The following is a 16,982-nucleotide window of genomic DNA, read 5'->3' as shown; positions in this document are numbered from 1 at the left end:
TGCCCGGTTCGCGTACCGGGGAAGGTGCAAGCGGGGTCGTGCTACTGCTAGCCGTGCCGTCGCAGCGTATGCCGGCACAGCCCCGCGCGTTGCCGTTGCGCAGCGCAGCGCCGGTAGCGCATCCGGTACGGATGGCTGCAGCGCCAGATGGCCCGCAGGACGGTAATGAACAGCAGCGCCGCCATGACGGCAGCGAGCAGGCCGATCGACATAACGGCCCTCCTCCCCAAAAACCGTCTGCCCGACCTCTGGGGGTCAGATCAGCAGCGGTAATGCCTCTAGCACCAACACCGCAACCAGCGCGCCGATCAGGGCGCCCATGGTGCGGCAACTGATGCGCAGGAATTTGGCGGTCACCGGGATCGAACCCATGGCGATCACGCCTACCAGCGCCATCGGAATCAGGAATACAAGATCATGCGCGGTGAAGTGCATGGTGGTCTCCTGTCTCTCTTTTGTGATTCCAGTATAGGCAGTGTGTGCCCGATGCACGGCTGCGTGCATCGGTATTGTCCCGAGCCCGGGCGGTGCGGATGCCACCCAGGTACCGATGCGCGCACATAGGCCCGTTCAGGCGTTGCGCTGCGTACGCATGCCCCACGTTTTTCGCCATGCGAACCCCGAAGCGGGAAACACGTGTCCTATGCTGATCAGAGACGCGGGGCCCCGTTCCCATTCCAGTCCAATGCCCCGCAGACCGAGAGAGACGGAGGTGGCTATGGAACTTCACATGCAATCGCACCACTACGTGCGGCGGCAGCCGGACTGGACCGCGGCAGCGGTCTCGGGGCTGGCGGCCGGGGCGTTGCTGCTGGTGCTGGAGCTGTTCTGGTCGTCGATGGTGTCGGGCGTGAACCCGTGGGTAGCCACGCGCATGATCGCCGGGATCCTGATGGGCCAGAGCGTGCTGCAGAGCGCAACGTTCACCGTCGGCACCGTGGCCGCGGCGCTGGTGATCCATTTCGTGCTGGGTGCCGTGCTGGGCATGATCCTGGCGGCCATCATCGCGCCATTCACGCTGGATTCGAGCCTGGGCATGGCAATGCTGGCGGGTGCCGTATTCGGCCTGGTGGTGTATTTCTTCAATTTCTATGTGATGACGCGGGCCTTCCACTGGTTTGTCGAGGTGCGTGGGTGGCATACGTTTATCGGGCACCTGATTTTCGGGATGGCCGCGGCGGCGTGCTACTGGAAGCTGGAGAGCAAGGACGTATCGCACTGACAATCGCATCGGGGCAGGGCGCGGTGAGGCGCCCGCACATGACGGTTGCATTGCGCGCGCCAGCCTCTGGGCGGATACGCGCGCAAGGTCTGCGGCGGCCGGAACCAGGGGTTCCCGCCGCCGCTTTTTCCCGCCCTGCGCGCTTGTGCAGTGCGACACCAATGCATTGGCATGTCGCCTTGCAGTGACCTGACGGCATGCACTAGTCTTATGTCTACCTGCGTGACTTGCACATCCCTCGCCGCGCGCGAGTAGGAGGGTGGATATGGCGTTGGCCATCGCACTCGTAGTCATGGTCGTCGCTTCGGTGCTCTTCCATTTCCTGAGCCCGTGGTGGGCGACTCCGCTGGCGTCCAACTGGAAGCAGATGGACGACACGCTGACCATTACCCTGGTCATCACCGGCATTTTCTTTATTGGCATCAACCTGTTTGTCGGCTACATCGTCTGGCGCTACCGGCATGAGGCGCCGCACCCCAATGGCGGCACCGGCCACCGCGCGTCCTACCACCCGGAGAACAGCAAGCTTGAACTGTGGCTGATCGGGGGCACCACGCTGGGCGTGGTGGCATTGCTGGCGCCGGGCCTGTTCGTCTACGCCGACTACGTGCGCCCGCCGCGCGACGCGATGGTGATGGAAGTGGTGGGGCAGCAGTGGTCCTGGGCCTTCCGCTTTCCGGGCAAGAGCGGCCAGCTGGGTGCTTCCGATCCGCGCTTTGTCACCGGTGCGAATCCGCTCGGCCTGGACCCCGACGATCCGCGCGGCCTGGACAATATCGTGATCGTCGGCCCGGAGGTGCACCTGCCGCTGAACAAGCCGGTCAAGGTGCTGTTGCGCTCCAAGGACGTGCTGCATGATTTCTATGTGCCGCCGTTCCGCGCGCGCATGAACATGGTGCCGGGCATGGTGACGTCGTTCTGGTTCACGCCGACGCAGACGGGCCGCTTCGACGTCCTGTGCGCGCAGCTGTGCGGCGTGGGGCACTACAACATGCGCGGCACGGTGGTGGTGGAAGAACCGGCTGCGTACGAGGCATGGCTGGCGAAGCAGCAGACCTTTGCCATGACGCTGGCGAAGGCCGCGGCACCGCCGGCGGCAATGGCCGCTGCCGCACCGGGCGCAGCGGGCGACGCCGGCACCGTCGAGAAGGGCCGCGCGCTGGCGCAGAGCAAGGGCTGCGTCGGCTGCCACAGCATCGACGGCAATCCGGGTGTGGGGCCGACCTGGAAGGGCCTGTACGGCAAGACCGAGACCTTTGCCGACGGCAGCAGCGCCAAGGTGGACGATGCCTTCCTGCACAAGGAGATCACCGACCCGCATGCGCGCCTGGTCAAAGGCTTCGGGCCGGTGATGCCGAAGTTGCCGATGAGCGAGGACGAGGTCGCGGCGCTGACCGCCTATATCAAGTCGGCCGGCAGCGGCGCGGCCGAGGCGGGAACCGTTGCGCCGGTCGCTCCCGCGGACGTGCCCGCCGGCCCGGCCGCCGCGACCAGCGCCGCTACCACGGCAACCGCTGGCTCCGGGGCACCCGCTGCCACGCCCGGGGCTGCGTCCGGCACCTATACGACTTCGACGGCCGTGGCCGTGCCGCCCTCGGCGGCGCCCGCGCCCGCCAGGAAGTGAGGAGACCCGCATGGCTTACGCCGATGATGCCGCCCATCACGCGCCGCAGAGCTTCTGGACCCGCTATGTCTGGAGCCAGGACCACAAGGTGATCGCCGTGCAGTACACCATCGTGGCGATCATGGTGGGCCTGGTGGGCGTGGCGCTGTCCAACCTGATGCGCATGCAGCTCGGCTTCCCGGGGCGCTTCGAGTTCATCGACGCCAACCGCTACTACCAGTTCGTCACCATGCACGGCATGATCATGGTGATCTACCTGCTGACCGCGCTGTTCCTGGGCGGCTTCGGCAACTACCTGATCCCGCTGATGGTGGGGGCGCGCGACATGGTGTTCCCCTTCCTCAACATGCTCAGCTTCTGGGTCTACCTGCTGTCGGTGATCGTGCTTCTGACCAGCTTCTTCGTGCCCGGCGGGCCCACCGGCGCGGGCTGGACGCTGTATCCGCCGCAGGCCATCCTGGCCGGCACCCCAGGCCATGAATGGGGCATCATCCTGATGCTGGTGTCACTGGCGATCTTTATCGTCGCGGCCACCATGGGCGGCCTCAACTATGTCACCACCGTGCTGCAGGCGCGCACGGAAGGGATGACGCTGCTGCGCATGCCGCTGTCGGTGTGGGGCATCTTCATGGCCACCATCCTGGCGCTGCTGGCGTTCCCGGCGCTGTTCGTGTCGGCGGTGATGATGCTGCTGGACAAGACCCTCGGCACCAGCTTCTTCATGCCGGCGATGGTATCGATGGGGCAGCAGCTGTCATACAAGGGCGGCAGCCCGCTGCTGTTCCAGCACCTGTTCTGGTTCTTCGGCCACCCGGAGGTGTATATCGTCGCGCTGCCTGCCTTCGGCATCGTCTCGGACCTGGTCAGCGTGCATTCGCGCAAGAGCATCTTCGGCTACCGCACCATGGTGTGGGCAATCCTGGCGATCGGCGTGCTGTCGGTGGTGGTGTGGGCCCACCACATGTTCGTCAGCGGCATGAACCCGTACTTCGGCTTCTTCTTTGCCACCACCACGCTGGTCATCGCCATCCCCACCGCGATCAAGGTTTACAACTGGGTCATCACGCTATGGCGCGGCGATATCCATTTCACCGTGCCCATGCTGTTCGCGATCGCCTTCATCAGCACCTTCGTCATCGGCGGCCTGACCGGGCTGTTCCTGGGCAATGTGAGCGTGGATATCCCGCTGTCCAACACCTACTTCGTGGTGGCGCACTTCCACATGGTGATGGGCGTGTCGCCGATCCTGGTGGTGTTCGGCGGCATCTATCACTGGTACCCGAAGGTAACGGGCCGGATGCTGGACGACAACATGGGCCGGATCCATTTCTGGGTCACCTTCGTCGGCACCTATGCCATCTTCTTCCCGATGCACTACCTGGGCGTGCTGGGCATGCCGCGCCGCTACTACGCCTACGAGAACTACGCCTTTATCCCGGAATCTGCGCATGTGATGAACATGTATATCTCGGTGGCCGCGTTCATCGTCGCCACGGCGCAGTTGCTCTTTGTCTTCAACCTGGTGTGGAGCCTGTGGCATGGCCGCAAGGCCGACGCCAACCCGTGGCGCGCCGCCTCGCTGGAATGGCAGACGCCGCAGACCCCGCCCGCGCACGGCAACTGGGGGCCGCACCTGCCGGTGGTGTACCGCTGGGCCTATGCCTACAGCGTGCCGGGCGCGCGTGAGGACTTTATCGCGCAGAACGCGCCGCCGGAAGAGGGCGGGGCCGAGCCTGAACCGCATGCCAGCCGCGGAGCCGTCGCATGAACGCCGAAGCCCTGTACAAGGTCAGCCGCGACGATTTCGGCGGCAACCCGTCCGACGAGAATGCCGCCAACCACCGGCCGCGCGGGCGCGCCCCCGCAAGCATCGGCCTGTGGGTGTTCATGGGCGTGGTGACCTCGCTGTTTGCGCTGTTCCTGACCGCCTATGCGCTGCGCATGGACAGCCCGGACTGGCACCGCATCGGGCTGCCCTGGCAGGTGTGGCTGTCCACCGCGCTGCTGGCCGCGGGCAGCGTGGCGATGGCGGTGGCGTCGCGCGCCGCGGGCCGGGGCGAGATGGCCGTGGCCAGGCTGGCGCTGCGCCTGGGCGGTCTGGGCGCGGCCGGCTTCGTCGCCTCGCAGCTGTGGGCCTGGCAGGCGCTGGGCGCGATGCAGGTGATGCCTGCCGGCAACCCGGCCGGCAGCTTCTTCTACCTGCTGACCGCGATGCACGGCCTGCACGTGCTGGGCGGCCTGGCCGGCTGGGGCTTTGCCATGTCGTCACGCGGCAGCGGCGAGGCCGTGGTGCTGCGCATGCGGCTGTGCGCGCGCTACTGGCATTTCCTGCTGGCGGTGTGGGTGGTACTGCTGGCGGCGCTGGGGTGGCTCACGCCCGAACTGGTGCGCTATATCTGCGGCACGGCCTAGCGGCGGCGGCAGCAAGGAGGACCGGCATGTCAACGCAATTGTCTTCACCATCGGGCACACCCGGCGTGGCGCCTGCGCCCCAGGTGGGCGGCGTGCGCGGCCTGCTGGCCGACTGGTCGTCGGACCAGCAGGCCTTCAAGGTGTCGTGGGGCAAGGCGATGATGTGGATCTTCCTGCTGTCCGACACCTTTATCTTCAGCTGCTTCCTGACCGGCTACATGACCGTGCGCATGTCGACCACGGTGCCGTGGCCCAATCCCAGCGAGGTGTTCGCACTGCACGTGGGCGGCGCCGACATCCCGTTGCTGCTGATCGCCATCATGACCTTCGTGCTGATCAGCAGCAGCGGCACCATGGCGATGGCGGTCAACTTTGCCTACCGGCGCGCGCGCCGCGAGTGCGCGCTGTTGATGTTGGTGACCGCGCTGTTCGGCATGATGTTCGTCGGCATGCAGGCCTTCGAATGGACCAAGCTGATCGTGGACGAGGGCGTGCGCCCGTGGACCAACCCGATGGGGGCGGCGCAGTTCGGCTCGACCTTCTTCATGATCACGGGCTTCCATGGCCTGCATGTGTCGTGCGGCGTGGTGTACCTGCTGATCGTGGCCACGCGCGTGCTGCGCGGGCGCTACGAGGCCACCGGCAACTACCAGATCGTGGAGATCGCGGGCCTGTACTGGCACTTCGTCGACCTGGTCTGGGTGTTTATCTTTGCGTTGTTCTATCTCTGGTGAGGGCGGCCATGGCATCGAATCCGGCAACTCCCGCAACCCCGGTGACGCCAGCGCATGGCTCCGGCCCGGATGCCGGCCATGCCGCCCACTCCGGCCAACAGCATCCCATCGGGCTGTACCTGAAGATCTGGGCGCTGCTGTTCGTGCTGTCGACGCTGTCGTACCTGGTCGATTATTTCCATGTCACCGGCTACCTGCGCTGGACGCTGATCCTGGTGTTCATGGGGCTGAAGGCGGGGCTGATCGTGGCAGTGTTCATGCACATGGCATGGGAGCGCATGGCGCTGATCTGCGCCATCCTGGTACCGCCGCTGTGCCTGCTGGTGCTGGTCTGGCTGATGGCGGAAGAAGCCAATCACACTTTCCTCACGCGCGGCCTGTTCTTTCGCTGACCGGCCGCGCCGCTGCCGGATGTCAACGCGGAACGGAAGCCGAGCCCATGCACGCCGCCACGCAAGCCATCCTCACCTTCAACCATGGCCGCGATCCCGAGCGGCTGACCCGCAAGCTTGCGGCGATCGCCGCGGACCCGTTTGCCTTCTTTCGCGGCACCAACCATCTCTATGCCGCATCGCTGCGCGATGAGGCGGCAATGTGCAATGCGCCCATCACCTACGTCTGCGGCGATCTGCACCTGGAGAACTTCGGCAGCTTCAAGGGCGACAACGGGCTGGTCTATTTCGACCTGAACGACTTTGACGATGCCCTGGTCGCGCCGCTTACGGTGGATGTGGTCCGGATGCTGTCGAGCGTGCTGGTGGCCGCCGGCCAGCTGGGCCTTTCCGAGGCCGGCGCCATGCGCGCCTGCGAGGCCATGCTGTCCACCTATGCCGCCGTGCTGCAGACAGGCAAGCCTCGCTGGCTCGAGCGTGCCACGGCGGTCGGCATGGTGGCCACCCTGCTGCGCCGGGTCAAGGGCCGCAAGCGCGGCGCGCTGCTGGCCGAGCTCACCACGCTGCGCAAGGGCAAACGGCGCCTGGTATGCAACGGCCGCCATGCGCTGCCGGCGGACAAGCCGGCCCGTGAGCGCGCTCGCGCGATCCTTGCGGCCTACTCGAAGCAGGGCCACCATGGCCACCGCCTGGCCCTCGACGATGCCGCGCGGCGCGTGGCGGGCATTGGCAGCCTCGGGCTGGAACGCTATATGGTGCTGGCGCGGGACGAACTGAGCGGCATGCAGCGACTGGTCGACATCAAGCGCGCCGCGCCGAGTCCATGGCAGGACCTGCCCAGCCTGTCCCTGCCACCCTGGGGCAGCGATGCAAGGCGGGTGGCGGCGGTGCAGCAAGTCATGCAGGCGGCTTCGCCGGCGCTGCTGTCGGCTGTCGACATGGGCAAGGCTTCCTATCTGGTCAAGAGCCTGCAGCCAACTGCCGACCGCGTCGACCTGGCGCATTGCAGCAACTTTGCAGCGCTACGCGAGTTGCTGGGCACCATGGCGCATGCCGCGGCATGGGCGCATCTGCGTGGCTGCGGGCACCAGGCCGCGGACCGGATCGAGCAGCTGCAGGCGTTTGCCGGCGGCACCCGCTGGCGCACCGGCGTCCTGCGGCTGGCACGGCATGGCTGCGCGGTGTCGGTGGTGCAGTGGAAGGCGTATGCGGACGATTACCGCGAGGCGCGGGGAGGGTGAGCGGGGGCCGAACGGGGGAAGAAGGGCGCTGGCGCCGCTCACGCAAGCGTGAACGGCGCCAGCGTCAGGATGGTCAGGCTTGGGTGATGAACTTGGTCACCAGGTAGCCATCGAAGGTCTCCTGACCGCCTTCGCTGCCGATGCCCGAATCCTTGATGCCGCCGAACGGGGTCTCGGCCAGCGCCATACCGAAGTGGTTGATATTGACCATGCCGGCTTCCAGGCCGTTGGACACTTCGGTCGCGGTCTTCAGCGAGTTGGTGAACACATACGACGCCAGGCCAAAGGGCAGGCTGTTGGCGCGGCGCAGCACCTCGGCCGTGTCCTTGAAGCGCGTCACCGGCGCCACCGGGCCGAACGGCTCGTCGGTCATCAGGCGCGAGTCGTCGGGCAGGTCGGTGACCACGGTGGGCGCAAAGAAGTAGCCCTTGTCGCCCAGGCGCGAGCCGCCTGCCACGACCTTGCCGCCGCGCTGGCTGGCATCGTCCAGGAACTGCTCCATCGACAGCACGCGGCGCTCATGCGCAAGCGGCCCCATCTGGGTGCCGTCTTCCAGGCCGTTGCCCACCTTGATCGAGCCGATCACCTCGGTAAAGCGCGCCAGGAAGCGGTCATAGGCCTTCTCCTGGACGTAGAAGCGCGTCGGCGACACGCAAACCTGGCCGGCATTGCGCAGCTTGAAGCGGGCCAGCATCTCGGCGGCGGGGTCGATGTCGGCGTCGTCGAACACCAGCACCGGCGAATGGCCGCCCAGCTCCATGGTCACGCGCTTCATATGCGCGCCGGCCAGCGCCGCCAGCTGCTTGCCCACCGGCACCGAGCCAGTGAACGAAATCTTGCGTACGATCGGCGATTCGATCAGGTAGGTCGAGACCTCGCTGGGCACGCCCCAGACGATGTTGAGCACCCCCGGGGGCAGGCCGGCATCATGGAACAGCTGCGCCAGCGCCACCACCGCGCTGGGCGAGTCTTCCGGGCCCTTCAGGATCAGCGTGCAGCCGGCGCCCAGCGCCGACACGATCTTGCGGATGGCCTGGTTGAACGGAAAGTTCCACGGCGTGAAGGCGGCGCAAACGCCGATCGGCTCGCGCACCACGATCTGGCGCACATTGGGCTGGCGCGGCGGGATCACGCGGCCATAGATGCGGCGGCATTCCTCGGCGTGCCAGTCGGCGTGCTCGGCGCAGACCATCACTTCGCCGACGGCCTCGGCCAGCGGCTTGCCCTGGTCCAGCGTGATATTGCGGCCGATCTCCTTGGCGCGCTCGCGGGTGAGCTCGCCCACGCGGCGCAGGATCCTGGCTCGCTCCAGCGGCGAGGTCTTCTTCCAGGTTTCAAAGGCGCGCTGCGCGGCGGCCAGCGCGCGGTCCAGGTCGGCGCGGCTGGCATGCGGCAGCTTGCCCAGCACTTCCTGCGTGGCCGGGTTGATGACATCCTGCTCGCGCCGGTCGCCTCCCTTGATGAATTCCCCGTCGATATAGAGGGCGAGATCCTGGTACATGCGTGTTCTCCTGGTGGGCGGTGAAACCGCAAGCTTAACCCGGCGGCCGCGTTCATGCAGCGCGCCGGGTGCGTTCCCGGGAGGAATGTGCGGGAATGTCCCCGCGACCGGTGCAGCCGATATCAGGCGGTATCGCGCGTCCGTGCCACGGGCAGGACTTCAGCCCCGGTGCGGGTGGCTTCCACCACCAGGATCACGAGCAGCGTGATCAGCGTCAGGGCGAACACCGCATAGCCGATGCTGTCGCCCTCGATGGCGAACAGGCTGGGCGCGTAGGTCGGGCTGGTGCAGATCATCGTGCCCGCCGACATGCCGGTGTAGTGCATGCCGCAGACGGCAATGCCCATGACCACCGCCGCTGCCAGCTGCTTGCCGCGGGTCTTCACCGTGGTCGCCAGCCACAGCGCCACCACCGACACCACCACCGCGATCACCACCGACAGCCCGATGATGGCCAGGTCCCAGTCGAAGCGGGTGTTGGAGCGGATCGCCGCCATGCCGGTGTAGTGCATCGCCACCACGCCCAGCCCGGTCAGCACGCCGCCCTTGACCACGTTGTCGGTACGGCTGCCGCGCGGGCGCGAGGCGATCGCCAGCCCGGCGCCGGCCAGCACCATCACGACCACCAGCGAAGCCAGCGTCATGAACAGCCCGAACTCGCGGTGCGTCGGGGTCTGGTAGGCCACCATGCCGATGAAATGCATCGACCAGACCGCGCCGCCGCCCAGCGCCACGCTGGCGCACAACAGCCGGTCCACATCCAGGCGGCCGTCGGGCATGCGCACGCGCCGCGACCAGCGCAGGCCCACGTAGGCGCCGCAGACAGAGATCAGGAACGACAGGCCCACCATCGGCCAGTCATAGGCAAACGGCACCAGGGCGCCGGAAACAGGCTGGAAACCGACAAACATGACCCCACCTCTTCGTTTTGACTGCGACTGAAGGGCGCACGCGCATGCCGGGCATTCCTTCCGGCAGCCGGCCTGGGACGCGGTGCTCCCGCGCCGAGTATGCAGGGGGCCGCAACTGGAGGGGAATAACTCATTCAGGTAAAAAGCGCGGTACCGTGGCCGGCCGCGTGTCCTTGTAGCCGCCTCCGGGCAGGAATAGACTGGGCGGATTTCCCCATGCGCAACGCCTCATGAAGCCAGACGCCAGACTGACCACCGGCCCGATCGGCCGCACCCTGCTGCTGTTCTCGCTGCCGGTGCTCGGCAGCAACATCCTGCAGTCGCTGAATGCCTCGATCAATTCGGTCTGGGTCGGCCGCTTCCTGGGCGAGGCCGCGCTGACGGCAACCTCCAACGCCAACATCATCCTGTTCTTCCTGCTGGGCGTGGTGTTCGGCATCAGCATGGCCAACACCATCATGATCGGGCAGGCCGTGGGTGCGCGCGACCTGGACGAGGCGCGCCGCGTGGTCGGCACCAGCACCACCTTCTTTGTCGGGCTGTCGGTGCTGGCCTCGGCGCTTGGCTATTTCTATACGCCGGCCATCCTGGCGGCGATGCACACGCCGGAAGACGCCGCGCCGCTGGCGGTGAGCTACCTGCGCATCATCTTCCTGGCGCTGCCGTTCATGTACTTCTACAACTTCGTGATGATGACGCTGCGCGGCGCGGGCGATTCGCGCACGCCGTTCTGGTTCATGCTGTTGTCCGTGGTGCTGGACGTGGCGCTCAACCCGGTGCTGATCTTCGGCATGGGCCCGATCCCCCCGCTGGGCATCGCGGGCTCGGCGCTGGCCACGCTGATCGCGCAGCTAGTGAGCCTGGCGGCGATGATGGTGCTGCTGTACCGGCGCCGCCATTTCCTGCTGCTGCACCGTGGCCAGCTTGCACTGCTGCGGCCCGATCCGGCAATCCTGCGGGCGCTGGTGGTCAAGGGCCTGCCGATGGGCCTGCAGATGGTGGTGATCTCGTCGTCGGCGATCGGGATGATGGCGCTGGTCAATGCCTATGGCTCGCAGACCACCGCCGCCTACGGCGTGGCCTCGCAGTTGTGGACCTATGTGCAGATGCCCGCGCTGGCGGTAGGCGCGAGCGTGTCGTCGATGGTGGCGCAGAACGTCGGCGCCGGGCTGTGGCAGCGGGTGTCGCGCATCACGCGCGTGGGCCTGCTGATCAATGTGGTGATGACCGGTGCGCTGGTCGCGCTGATCTATCTGTTCAACCGGCATTCGCTCGGCCTGTTCCTGGGCACTGACGGCGTGGCCACCGGCATCGCGCAGCATATCAACGTGGTGGTGCTGTGGTCGTTCATCCTGTTTGGCTTCACCATCGTCATCTTCGGCACGGTGCGCGCCACCGGCGCGGTGATGGCGCCGCTGGTGATCCTGTTCCTGTCGATGTGGGTGATCCGGCTGCCGTTCGCGTGGGCGCTGGGCCCGCGCATCGGCGCCGAGGCGGTCTGGTGGAGCTTTCCGCTGGGCTCGGTGGTGTCGCTGGTGCTGGCGGCTGGCTACTACCGCTTCGGCAACTGGCGCCGCAGCCATATCCTGCCCACCGTGCCGCACCCGGCGCAAGCCGTGGGGCAGGCGCCCGATACCAGCATGGGAACGCCCTGCGAAGACGCGGGCGAGGTCGTCGAGGAGGCCGCCCCGGCAACACCCGAGCCCGCAGGCGTGCGCTGACCTGCAGCGGCCCGTGATCGTGTCGCCGGCTTTGAAAGCCATTCGAAAGATCGGTGTGTCATCGTGCCATCGCTGGCACTCCCTCCCAGCGCACGCGTCGCCTGCCTGGCCAGAGCAGGCGTGCGCGTCTTTCCGGCCGCGCCTTGCCTTGACGCAAGTGCGCGTGCCGTCTTGTTCGTCTGACATTCCCGTCGCCTTTACTCCCGGATTCTTCACAAGTAATTCCATCACGTTGTGATGCATCTACTTGTGCGCATCGGCTGGAATTGCCTTGTTTTCAAGGGGTATCGGTGAATACCCCTAAAACAAGACAAATGAAAGGCACCTGAAAGATCACGTCTCTAAGGTTCGGGTCAACCGTCGGGGAGCAGGCAGGGCGCATGCCTTGCCGTCCGAGCCAGTGCGCGCCCCCCGGCACGGCATTTCGTGAACTTTGAGGAGAATCGTTTTGCGCATACGCAGCCAAAAGGACTTTGCCTCCGGCCTGATGTTCGTTCTGGTCGGTCTGGGCTTTTCCTGGGTCGCTCGCGGCTATTCCATGGGAACGGCCGCGAAGATGGGACCCGGATATTTTCCATTCCTGCTGGGACTGGTGTTGGCAGTGCTCGGGGCGTTGGTGCTGCTGTCCTCGCTGTCGTCCAGGGGGGAGGAAGACCATCTCGCCCGCTGGGACCTGAAGACGCTGCTGTGGATCCTCGGTTCGGTGGTGCTGTTCGGCCTGCTGCTCAAGCCGCTGGGCATGGTGCTGTCGGTGTTCGTGCTGGTGATGGTGTCCTCGATGGCCAGCCATGAATTCAGCTGGAAGGGTGCGCTGCTCAACGCCGTGGTGCTGGTGCTGATCAGCCTTGGCGCTTTCGTCTACGGCATCAACCTGCAGATGCCGGTGTGGCCGGCCTTTATCACCGGTTAAGGAGCGCCGACCATGGAATTGATTGATCACCTTGCGCTGGGCTTTTCCACGGCCCTGTCGCTGCAGAACCTGGCCTACGCCTTCCTGGGCTGCGTGCTGGGTACCCTGATCGGTGTGCTGCCGGGCCTGGGGCCGCTGGCCACCATCGCCATGCTGCTGCCGGTGACCTACACGCTGCCGCCGGTGGCCGCGCTGATCATGCTGGCCGGCATCTACTACGGCGCCCAGTACGGTGGTTCGACCACCGCCATCCTGGTGAACCTGCCTGGTGAATCGTCCTCGGTGGTGACCACCATCGATGGCTACCAGATGGCGCGGCGAGGGCGAGCGGGGGTGGCACTTGCCACCGCCGGTCTCGGCTCGTTCTTCGCCGGCTGCGTGGCGACGCTGATCCTGGCCGCCTTTGCCACGCCGCTGTCGGAACTGGCGTTCAAGTTCGGCCCTTCCGAATACTTTTCGCTGATGGTGCTGGGCCTGATCGGCGCCGTGGTGCTGGCTTCCGGCTCGCTGCCGAAAGCCGTGTCCATGATCGTGCTGGGCCTGCTGATGGGGCTGATCGGCACCGACGTGAACTCGGGCGCCGCGCGCTTCTCGTTCGACGTGCCGGAACTGACCGACGGCATCGACTTCGTGGCGCTGGCCATGGGCATGTTCGGCTTCGCGGAAATCATCGCGAACCTGGAGCAGAAGGAAGCCCGTGAGACGTTCACCGATAGCGTGACGAACCTTTGGCCGACAAGGGCAGACTTCAAGCGCATGATCCCGGCCGTGCTGCGCGGGACGTTCCTGGGCTCGGCCCTGGGCATCCTGCCGGGCGGCGGCGCGGCGCTGGCTTCGTTCGCGGCCTACTCGCTGGAAAAGAAGACCTCGAAGTACGCGCATGAATTCGGCAAGGGTGCGATCGAAGGCGTGGCCGGTCCGGAGTCGGCCAACAACGCCGCGGCGCAGACCTCCTTCATCCCGCTGCTGACGCTGGGCATTCCGCCCAACGCGGTGATGGCGCTGATGGTCGGTGCGATGACCATCCACAACATCCAGCCCGGCCCGCAGGTGATGACCAGCAACCCGGCGCTGTTCTGGGGCCTGATCGCCTCGATGTGGATCGGCAACCTGATGCTGATCATCCTGAACCTGCCGATGATCGGCGTGTGGGTGAAGCTGCTGACCGTGCCGTACCGCTTCCTGTACCCGGCGATCCTGGTGTTCTGCGGCATTGGCGTGTACTCGGTCAACAACCAGACCTTCGACGTGTTCATGGCTGCGGGCTTCGGCATCATCGGCTACCTGTTCCTGAAGCTGCGCTGCGAACCGGCACCGCTGCTGCTGGGCTTCGTGCTGGGACCGATGATGGAAGAGAACTTCCGCCGCTCGCTGCTGCTCTCGCGCGGTGACTTCAGCGTGTTCGTGACGCGCCCGCTGTCGCTGGGCCTGCTGATCGCAGCCGCCGCCCTGGTTGCCGTGGTGGCCCTGCCGTCGATCAAGGCCAAGCGCGAAGAAGCGTTCCAGGAAGAATAGCGCCACGCGCGCTCCCCGGAATGGCGCCGGCCTGGCTCATGCCGGACGGCGCACGCAACGCAAGCATTCGGGGTGCCTTCGCGCACCCCGTTTGCTTTCGCGGGCCGATCGCGCTGCGCGTCCGCCCGTCATCCATACCAGAGAGTGCCCGACTGCGGCAGCAGTCATGGGCTGCGCATGATGATCAGGATTCCCGCACCGTCGGGTGCGCCGACAGCGCCCATGAAACCGCCTATCTTTGACCGGTTTTTCTCACGTATCTATGTGCTCAAGCTCGTCCAGTCGAGCCCGTCCACGGTCCTGAGCCTGGTCGACCGGCTGCGCGAGCGGGGTATCGACAAGAATATCCGCTCGTTGCGGCCGATCCTGCGCAGCCTGATGATGGCGCGGGCCATTACTGCCGAGCTGGTTGAAGGTAGTGGCCGCGTTTATTGCATCACCGAGCAGGGGCGGGCGGAGCTGGAGGCCTATATGTCGCACCTGGCGGTGCTGAAGGCGGGGCTGGAGCCGGGGGAGGAAGCGTAGGGCAGTCAGCCGCCACCCGTCAGACAAAAAAGGCCGATCCTTCGGACCGGCCTCTTGCATGCTGCCCGCCTGCCGCAGGCAGCTAGTTGCAAGCACGCTGTTACTGCGTTACGAGCTCAAGACCAGCTTGCGACTCGTCATCACCACGCGCCACCAGCACCTTGATCTTGTTCGGCGTGAGCCCGCCGATGCCGTCGACCGGGATCGTGGTGATCAGCCAGTCGGCATTGTTCGCCAGCGTCAGCGCGCCCGAGTCAAAGATCACCGTCTTGGTGCCCGCCGTAGTGATACGCAGACGATAAGTGCCGCCGTCCAGGTCAAGAGAGTCCTTGCCTGAAGCCGGCGAGGCCTGCTTGTATCCCACCGCGCCGAAAGTCGGCGCCACCGAATTCAGGTCGATCGCCGGGATGGTGATGTAGACATCGACGTTCTGCGCGTTGAACGAGGCGTTCAGGGAGCGCACGCGGGCCTTGTTGGACAGCAGGCCCTTCTCGAACGGATCGTCGATCGTCAGCGTTTCTGCGGCGCTGGCACCCGGCAGCGCCACCACGGTGTATTTGTGGCCGGTGGCGGCGACCAGGGTGGCGCGGGCCAGTTCGGTCTGCGTGCCGGCGGTGTTGAACGATATCAGCTGGTTGCCGGTTTCAACGTTGAAGTAGGTCGAAACGAACTTGTACGGCTTGTTCACGAAGCTGGTCTTCACGCCGTTCTGCAGCACGTCGACATTGGGACCGCCGGTGATGGCGTGGATCACGCGGATGGTCGGCTTGCTCAGCCCGATGCGGTCGCCGAGATCGTCGTCACCGCCGCCGCAGGCCGACAGCACCGCCGTGGCGGCCAGCGCCAGGCCTATCAAAAGTGTCTTGGATCGGAACATGGATCACCTCTTACCGTTCATTGGATTCAGGGACGTGCTGGCCCATGCCCGCGCGGGCGCGCCGGTAGCGAGGCCAGTTCGCTATCTGCTTGCTTGGCGTGCAGGCGCGGCGAAGCGCTTGCCGTGATGCAAAGATAGGCATCAACCCAAGGGCGAGACAGCCGCGGGGTTCCGAATCGCATGTCGGACGATTCCGACATGCGATGACGCGTGCGTGCGCGGCGGGGCGGCCAGGCCCGCAGGCGCGGGGCCTCGGCGGAGGTGGGCGTGGCAGGTGGCGCCGTTGGCCGGGTGGCTGCCAGTGTGTAACTGGTTGTTGCAGCTGTGCTGCTGCCGTGACTCAGCCTTGCGACATCATCACCACCTGGTTGCGGCCATTGCGCTTGGCCTGGTAGAGGCCGGCATCAGCCGTCTCCACCAGCCGGTCCGACGGATCGCCAGGCTGGGGCACCAGCACCGCGCCGCCGATGCTGACAGTGACGCAGTCGCTGGTGGGCGAGCCGCTGTGGGCGATGGCCAGCGCCTGCACCGCGCGCCGCACCTTCTCGGCCAGCAGGCGCACGCCGCCCGGAGAGGTCGCCGGCAGCACCATCGCGAACTCTTCACCGCCGAAGCGCGCGGGCAGGTCGGCGGCACGCGCGCAATTGTCGCGGATCACCGCGGCCACGCGGCGCAGCACCTCGTCGCCGGCCACGTGGCCGTAGGTGTCGTTGTAGGCCTTGAACGCATCGACATCGATCATCAGCATTGCCAGCTGGGTCTGCTCACGCTGTGCGCGACGCCATTCGGCGCCCAGGTACTCATCGAAATAGCGCCGGTTGGACAAGCCGGTCAGGCCGTCTGAATTGGTCAGACGCTGCAGCTCCAGGTTGGTTTCCAGCAGCTGTTGCTGGCTTTGCCGCAGCGCGCGATAGGCCTCGTCGCGCTGCAGCTGGTTCAGGTACGAGCGCGAGTGGTAGCGGATGCGCGCAATCAGCTCGATGCTGTCGGGCAGCTTGACCAGGTAGTCGTTGGCGCCGGCGGCAAACGCCGCGCCCTTGGTCGCGGCTTCTTCCTTGGTCGACAGCACGATGATGGGGATGTCGCGCGTGGCGGGATTCTCGCGATAGCGCTGCACCAGCGTCAGGCCGTCCACGCCCGGCATGACCAGGTCCTGCAGGATCACGGTGGGCTTGGTGCGCTGCGCCACCGCCACGGCCTCGTCGGGCTGCGAGCAGTAGTGGAAGTCGATGTCGGGCTCGGTGGAGAGCGCGCGGCGCACCGCTTCGCCGACCATGGACTGGTCGTCCACCAGCAGCACCATGGCAAGGTAGTCCTTGTCGGATGCAGGCGCTGCGGGTTGGTTGGGTGATTCGGGTTGCATGTTCAGTTCCTGGTGTCACGGTCCCGGTGCCGGC

Annotated in this window: 17 protein-coding genes; 11 read left to right on the top strand and 6 right to left on the bottom strand. The window is 66.2% G+C overall.

Annotated features, from left to right (window positions below; genetic code table 11):
- Positions 1-47 precede the first annotated feature (47 nt).
- Together CNE_RS41770 and CNE_RS27920 are read right to left on the bottom strand one after the other, a co-directional pair.
- Positions 48-212 carry a hypothetical protein gene (locus CNE_RS41770; protein ID WP_010811070.1) on the bottom strand — a complete coding sequence of 55 codons (165 nt, stop codon included), beginning with the start codon at positions 210-212 and terminating at the stop codon, positions 48-50.
- A 43-nt stretch (positions 213-255) separates the two neighbouring features.
- Positions 256-435: a hypothetical protein gene (locus CNE_RS27920; protein WP_041228702.1), complete on the bottom strand. Its 180-nt coding sequence runs from the start codon at positions 433-435 to the stop codon at positions 256-258.
- Positions 436-718: 283 nt separating this feature from the next.
- On the opposite strand from CNE_RS27920, the gene CNE_RS27915 reads away from it, so the two are divergent.
- The 7 genes from CNE_RS27915 to CNE_RS27885 all read left to right on the top strand — a co-directional run bounded on the left by CNE_RS27915 (position 719) and on the right by CNE_RS27885 (position 7,625).
- Positions 719-1,222 carry a membrane protein gene (locus tag CNE_RS27915; protein ID WP_041228701.1) on the top strand — a complete coding sequence of 168 codons (504 nt, stop codon included), beginning with the start codon at positions 719-721 and terminating at the stop codon, positions 1,220-1,222.
- A 265-nt stretch (positions 1,223-1,487) separates the two neighbouring features.
- Positions 1,488-2,846, top strand: a complete 1,359-nt coding sequence (locus CNE_RS27910) for a cytochrome c oxidase subunit II (protein WP_013953646.1) — start codon at positions 1,488-1,490, stop codon at positions 2,844-2,846.
- Between the two features lie 10 nt (positions 2,847-2,856).
- A complete protein-coding gene (gene ctaD, locus CNE_RS27905; RefSeq protein ID WP_013953645.1) occupies positions 2,857-4,614 on the top strand; it encodes a cytochrome c oxidase subunit I in 1,758 nt (585 codons plus the stop codon).
- Positions 4,611-5,258 (top strand): cytochrome c oxidase subunit 3 family protein, encoded by a 648-nt coding sequence (locus CNE_RS27900; protein ID WP_013953644.1) that lies wholly within the window; start codon positions 4,611-4,613, stop codon positions 5,256-5,258. The genes ctaD and CNE_RS27900 overlap by 4 nt, the downstream gene beginning before the upstream one ends.
- Before the next feature lie 26 nt (positions 5,259-5,284).
- The gene (locus CNE_RS27895) at positions 5,285-5,992 is read left to right on the top strand and encodes a heme-copper oxidase subunit III family protein (protein ID WP_013953643.1); all 708 of its coding nucleotides are present in this window, start codon (positions 5,285-5,287) and stop codon (positions 5,990-5,992) included.
- Between the two features lie 8 nt (positions 5,993-6,000).
- Positions 6,001-6,384, top strand: coding sequence for a cytochrome C oxidase subunit IV family protein (locus CNE_RS27890; RefSeq protein WP_013953642.1), 384 nt, complete (start codon positions 6,001-6,003; stop codon positions 6,382-6,384).
- A 47-nt stretch (positions 6,385-6,431) separates the two neighbouring features.
- Positions 6,432-7,625 carry a DUF2252 domain-containing protein gene (locus CNE_RS27885; RefSeq protein WP_013953641.1) on the top strand — a complete coding sequence of 398 codons (1,194 nt, stop codon included), beginning with the start codon at positions 6,432-6,434 and terminating at the stop codon, positions 7,623-7,625.
- 73 nt (positions 7,626-7,698) lie between these two features.
- On the opposite strand, the gene CNE_RS27880 is transcribed toward CNE_RS27885, so the two are convergent.
- Positions 7,699-9,126: an NAD-dependent succinate-semialdehyde dehydrogenase gene (locus tag CNE_RS27880; RefSeq protein ID WP_011617618.1), complete on the bottom strand. Its 1,428-nt coding sequence runs from the start codon at positions 9,124-9,126 to the stop codon at positions 7,699-7,701.
- A gap of 122 nt (positions 9,127-9,248) precedes the next feature.
- On the bottom strand, positions 9,249-10,037 hold the full coding sequence (locus CNE_RS27875) for an MHYT domain-containing protein (RefSeq protein WP_013953640.1): 789 nt from the start codon (positions 10,035-10,037) through the stop codon (positions 9,249-9,251).
- A gap of 230 nt (positions 10,038-10,267) precedes the next feature.
- Here CNE_RS27875 and CNE_RS27870 point away from each other — a divergent pair, with 230 nt between their 5' ends.
- The 4 genes from CNE_RS27870 (at position 10,268) to CNE_RS27855 (ending at position 14,708) form a co-directional block, all read left to right on the top strand.
- A complete protein-coding gene (locus CNE_RS27870) occupies positions 10,268-11,758 on the top strand; it encodes an MATE family efflux transporter (protein WP_013953639.1) in 1,491 nt (496 codons plus the stop codon).
- Positions 11,759-12,206: 448 nt separating this feature from the next.
- Entirely contained in the window at positions 12,207-12,668 is a 462-nt protein-coding gene (locus tag CNE_RS27865; protein ID WP_013953638.1) for a tripartite tricarboxylate transporter TctB family protein, read from the top strand.
- A 12-nt stretch (positions 12,669-12,680) separates the two neighbouring features.
- On the top strand, positions 12,681-14,183 hold the full coding sequence (locus CNE_RS27860) for a tripartite tricarboxylate transporter permease (RefSeq protein ID WP_013953637.1): 1,503 nt from the start codon (positions 12,681-12,683) through the stop codon (positions 14,181-14,183).
- 222 nt (positions 14,184-14,405) lie between these two features.
- The gene (locus CNE_RS27855) at positions 14,406-14,708 is read left to right on the top strand and encodes a helix-turn-helix transcriptional regulator (RefSeq protein ID WP_041228935.1); all 303 of its coding nucleotides are present in this window, start codon (positions 14,406-14,408) and stop codon (positions 14,706-14,708) included.
- A 100-nt stretch (positions 14,709-14,808) separates the two neighbouring features.
- On the opposite strand, the gene CNE_RS27850 is transcribed toward CNE_RS27855, so the two are convergent.
- Positions 14,809-15,585 carry a DUF4397 domain-containing protein gene (locus tag CNE_RS27850; RefSeq protein WP_013953635.1) on the bottom strand — a complete coding sequence of 259 codons (777 nt, stop codon included), beginning with the start codon at positions 15,583-15,585 and terminating at the stop codon, positions 14,809-14,811.
- A 340-nt stretch (positions 15,586-15,925) separates the two neighbouring features.
- Positions 15,926-16,948, bottom strand: coding sequence for a diguanylate cyclase (locus tag CNE_RS27845; protein WP_013953634.1), 1,023 nt, complete (start codon positions 16,946-16,948; stop codon positions 15,926-15,928).
- Positions 16,949-16,982: the final 34 nt, after the last annotated feature.

It is taken from the genome of Cupriavidus necator N-1, from assembly GCF_000219215.1.
In the GTDB taxonomy this organism is placed as follows: Bacteria; Pseudomonadota; Gammaproteobacteria; order Burkholderiales; family Burkholderiaceae; genus Cupriavidus; species Cupriavidus necator.
This window is presented reverse-complemented; position numbering and strand designations above follow the sequence as displayed.

Excerpts from the sequence above, each read along its gene's own strand:
- CNE_RS27850 (WP_013953635.1), bottom strand. The coding sequence starts at position 15,585 with ATGTTCCGATCCAAGACACTTTTGATAGGCCTGGCGCTGGCCGCCACG.
- CNE_RS27875 (WP_013953640.1), bottom strand. The coding sequence starts at position 10,037 with ATGTTTGTCGGTTTCCAGCCTGTTTCCGGCGCCCTGGTGCCGTTTGCC.
- CNE_RS27860 (WP_013953637.1), top strand. The coding sequence starts at position 12,681 with ATGGAATTGATTGATCACCTTGCGCTGGGCTTTTCCACGGCCCTGTCG.
- CNE_RS27870 (WP_013953639.1), top strand. The coding sequence starts at position 10,268 with ATGAAGCCAGACGCCAGACTGACCACCGGCCCGATCGGCCGCACCCTG.
- CNE_RS27855 (WP_041228935.1), top strand. The coding sequence starts at position 14,406 with ATGAAACCGCCTATCTTTGACCGGTTTTTCTCACGTATCTATGTGCTC.
- CNE_RS27890 (WP_013953642.1), top strand. The coding sequence starts at position 6,001 with ATGGCATCGAATCCGGCAACTCCCGCAACCCCGGTGACGCCAGCGCAT.
- CNE_RS27920 (WP_041228702.1), bottom strand. The coding sequence starts at position 435 with ATGCACTTCACCGCGCATGATCTTGTATTCCTGATTCCGATGGCGCTG.
- ctaD (WP_013953645.1), top strand. The coding sequence starts at position 2,857 with ATGGCTTACGCCGATGATGCCGCCCATCACGCGCCGCAGAGCTTCTGG.
- CNE_RS27895 (WP_013953643.1), top strand. The coding sequence starts at position 5,285 with ATGTCAACGCAATTGTCTTCACCATCGGGCACACCCGGCGTGGCGCCT.
- CNE_RS27885 (WP_013953641.1), top strand. The coding sequence starts at position 6,432 with ATGCACGCCGCCACGCAAGCCATCCTCACCTTCAACCATGGCCGCGAT.
- CNE_RS27900 (WP_013953644.1), top strand. The coding sequence starts at position 4,611 with ATGAACGCCGAAGCCCTGTACAAGGTCAGCCGCGACGATTTCGGCGGC.
- CNE_RS27910 (WP_013953646.1), top strand. The coding sequence starts at position 1,488 with ATGGCGTTGGCCATCGCACTCGTAGTCATGGTCGTCGCTTCGGTGCTC.
- CNE_RS27845 (WP_013953634.1), bottom strand. The coding sequence starts at position 16,948 with ATGCAACCCGAATCACCCAACCAACCCGCAGCGCCTGCATCCGACAAG.
- CNE_RS27880 (WP_011617618.1), bottom strand. The coding sequence starts at position 9,126 with ATGTACCAGGATCTCGCCCTCTATATCGACGGGGAATTCATCAAGGGA.
- CNE_RS27915 (WP_041228701.1), top strand. The coding sequence starts at position 719 with ATGGAACTTCACATGCAATCGCACCACTACGTGCGGCGGCAGCCGGAC.
- CNE_RS41770 (WP_010811070.1), bottom strand. The coding sequence starts at position 212 with ATGTCGATCGGCCTGCTCGCTGCCGTCATGGCGGCGCTGCTGTTCATT.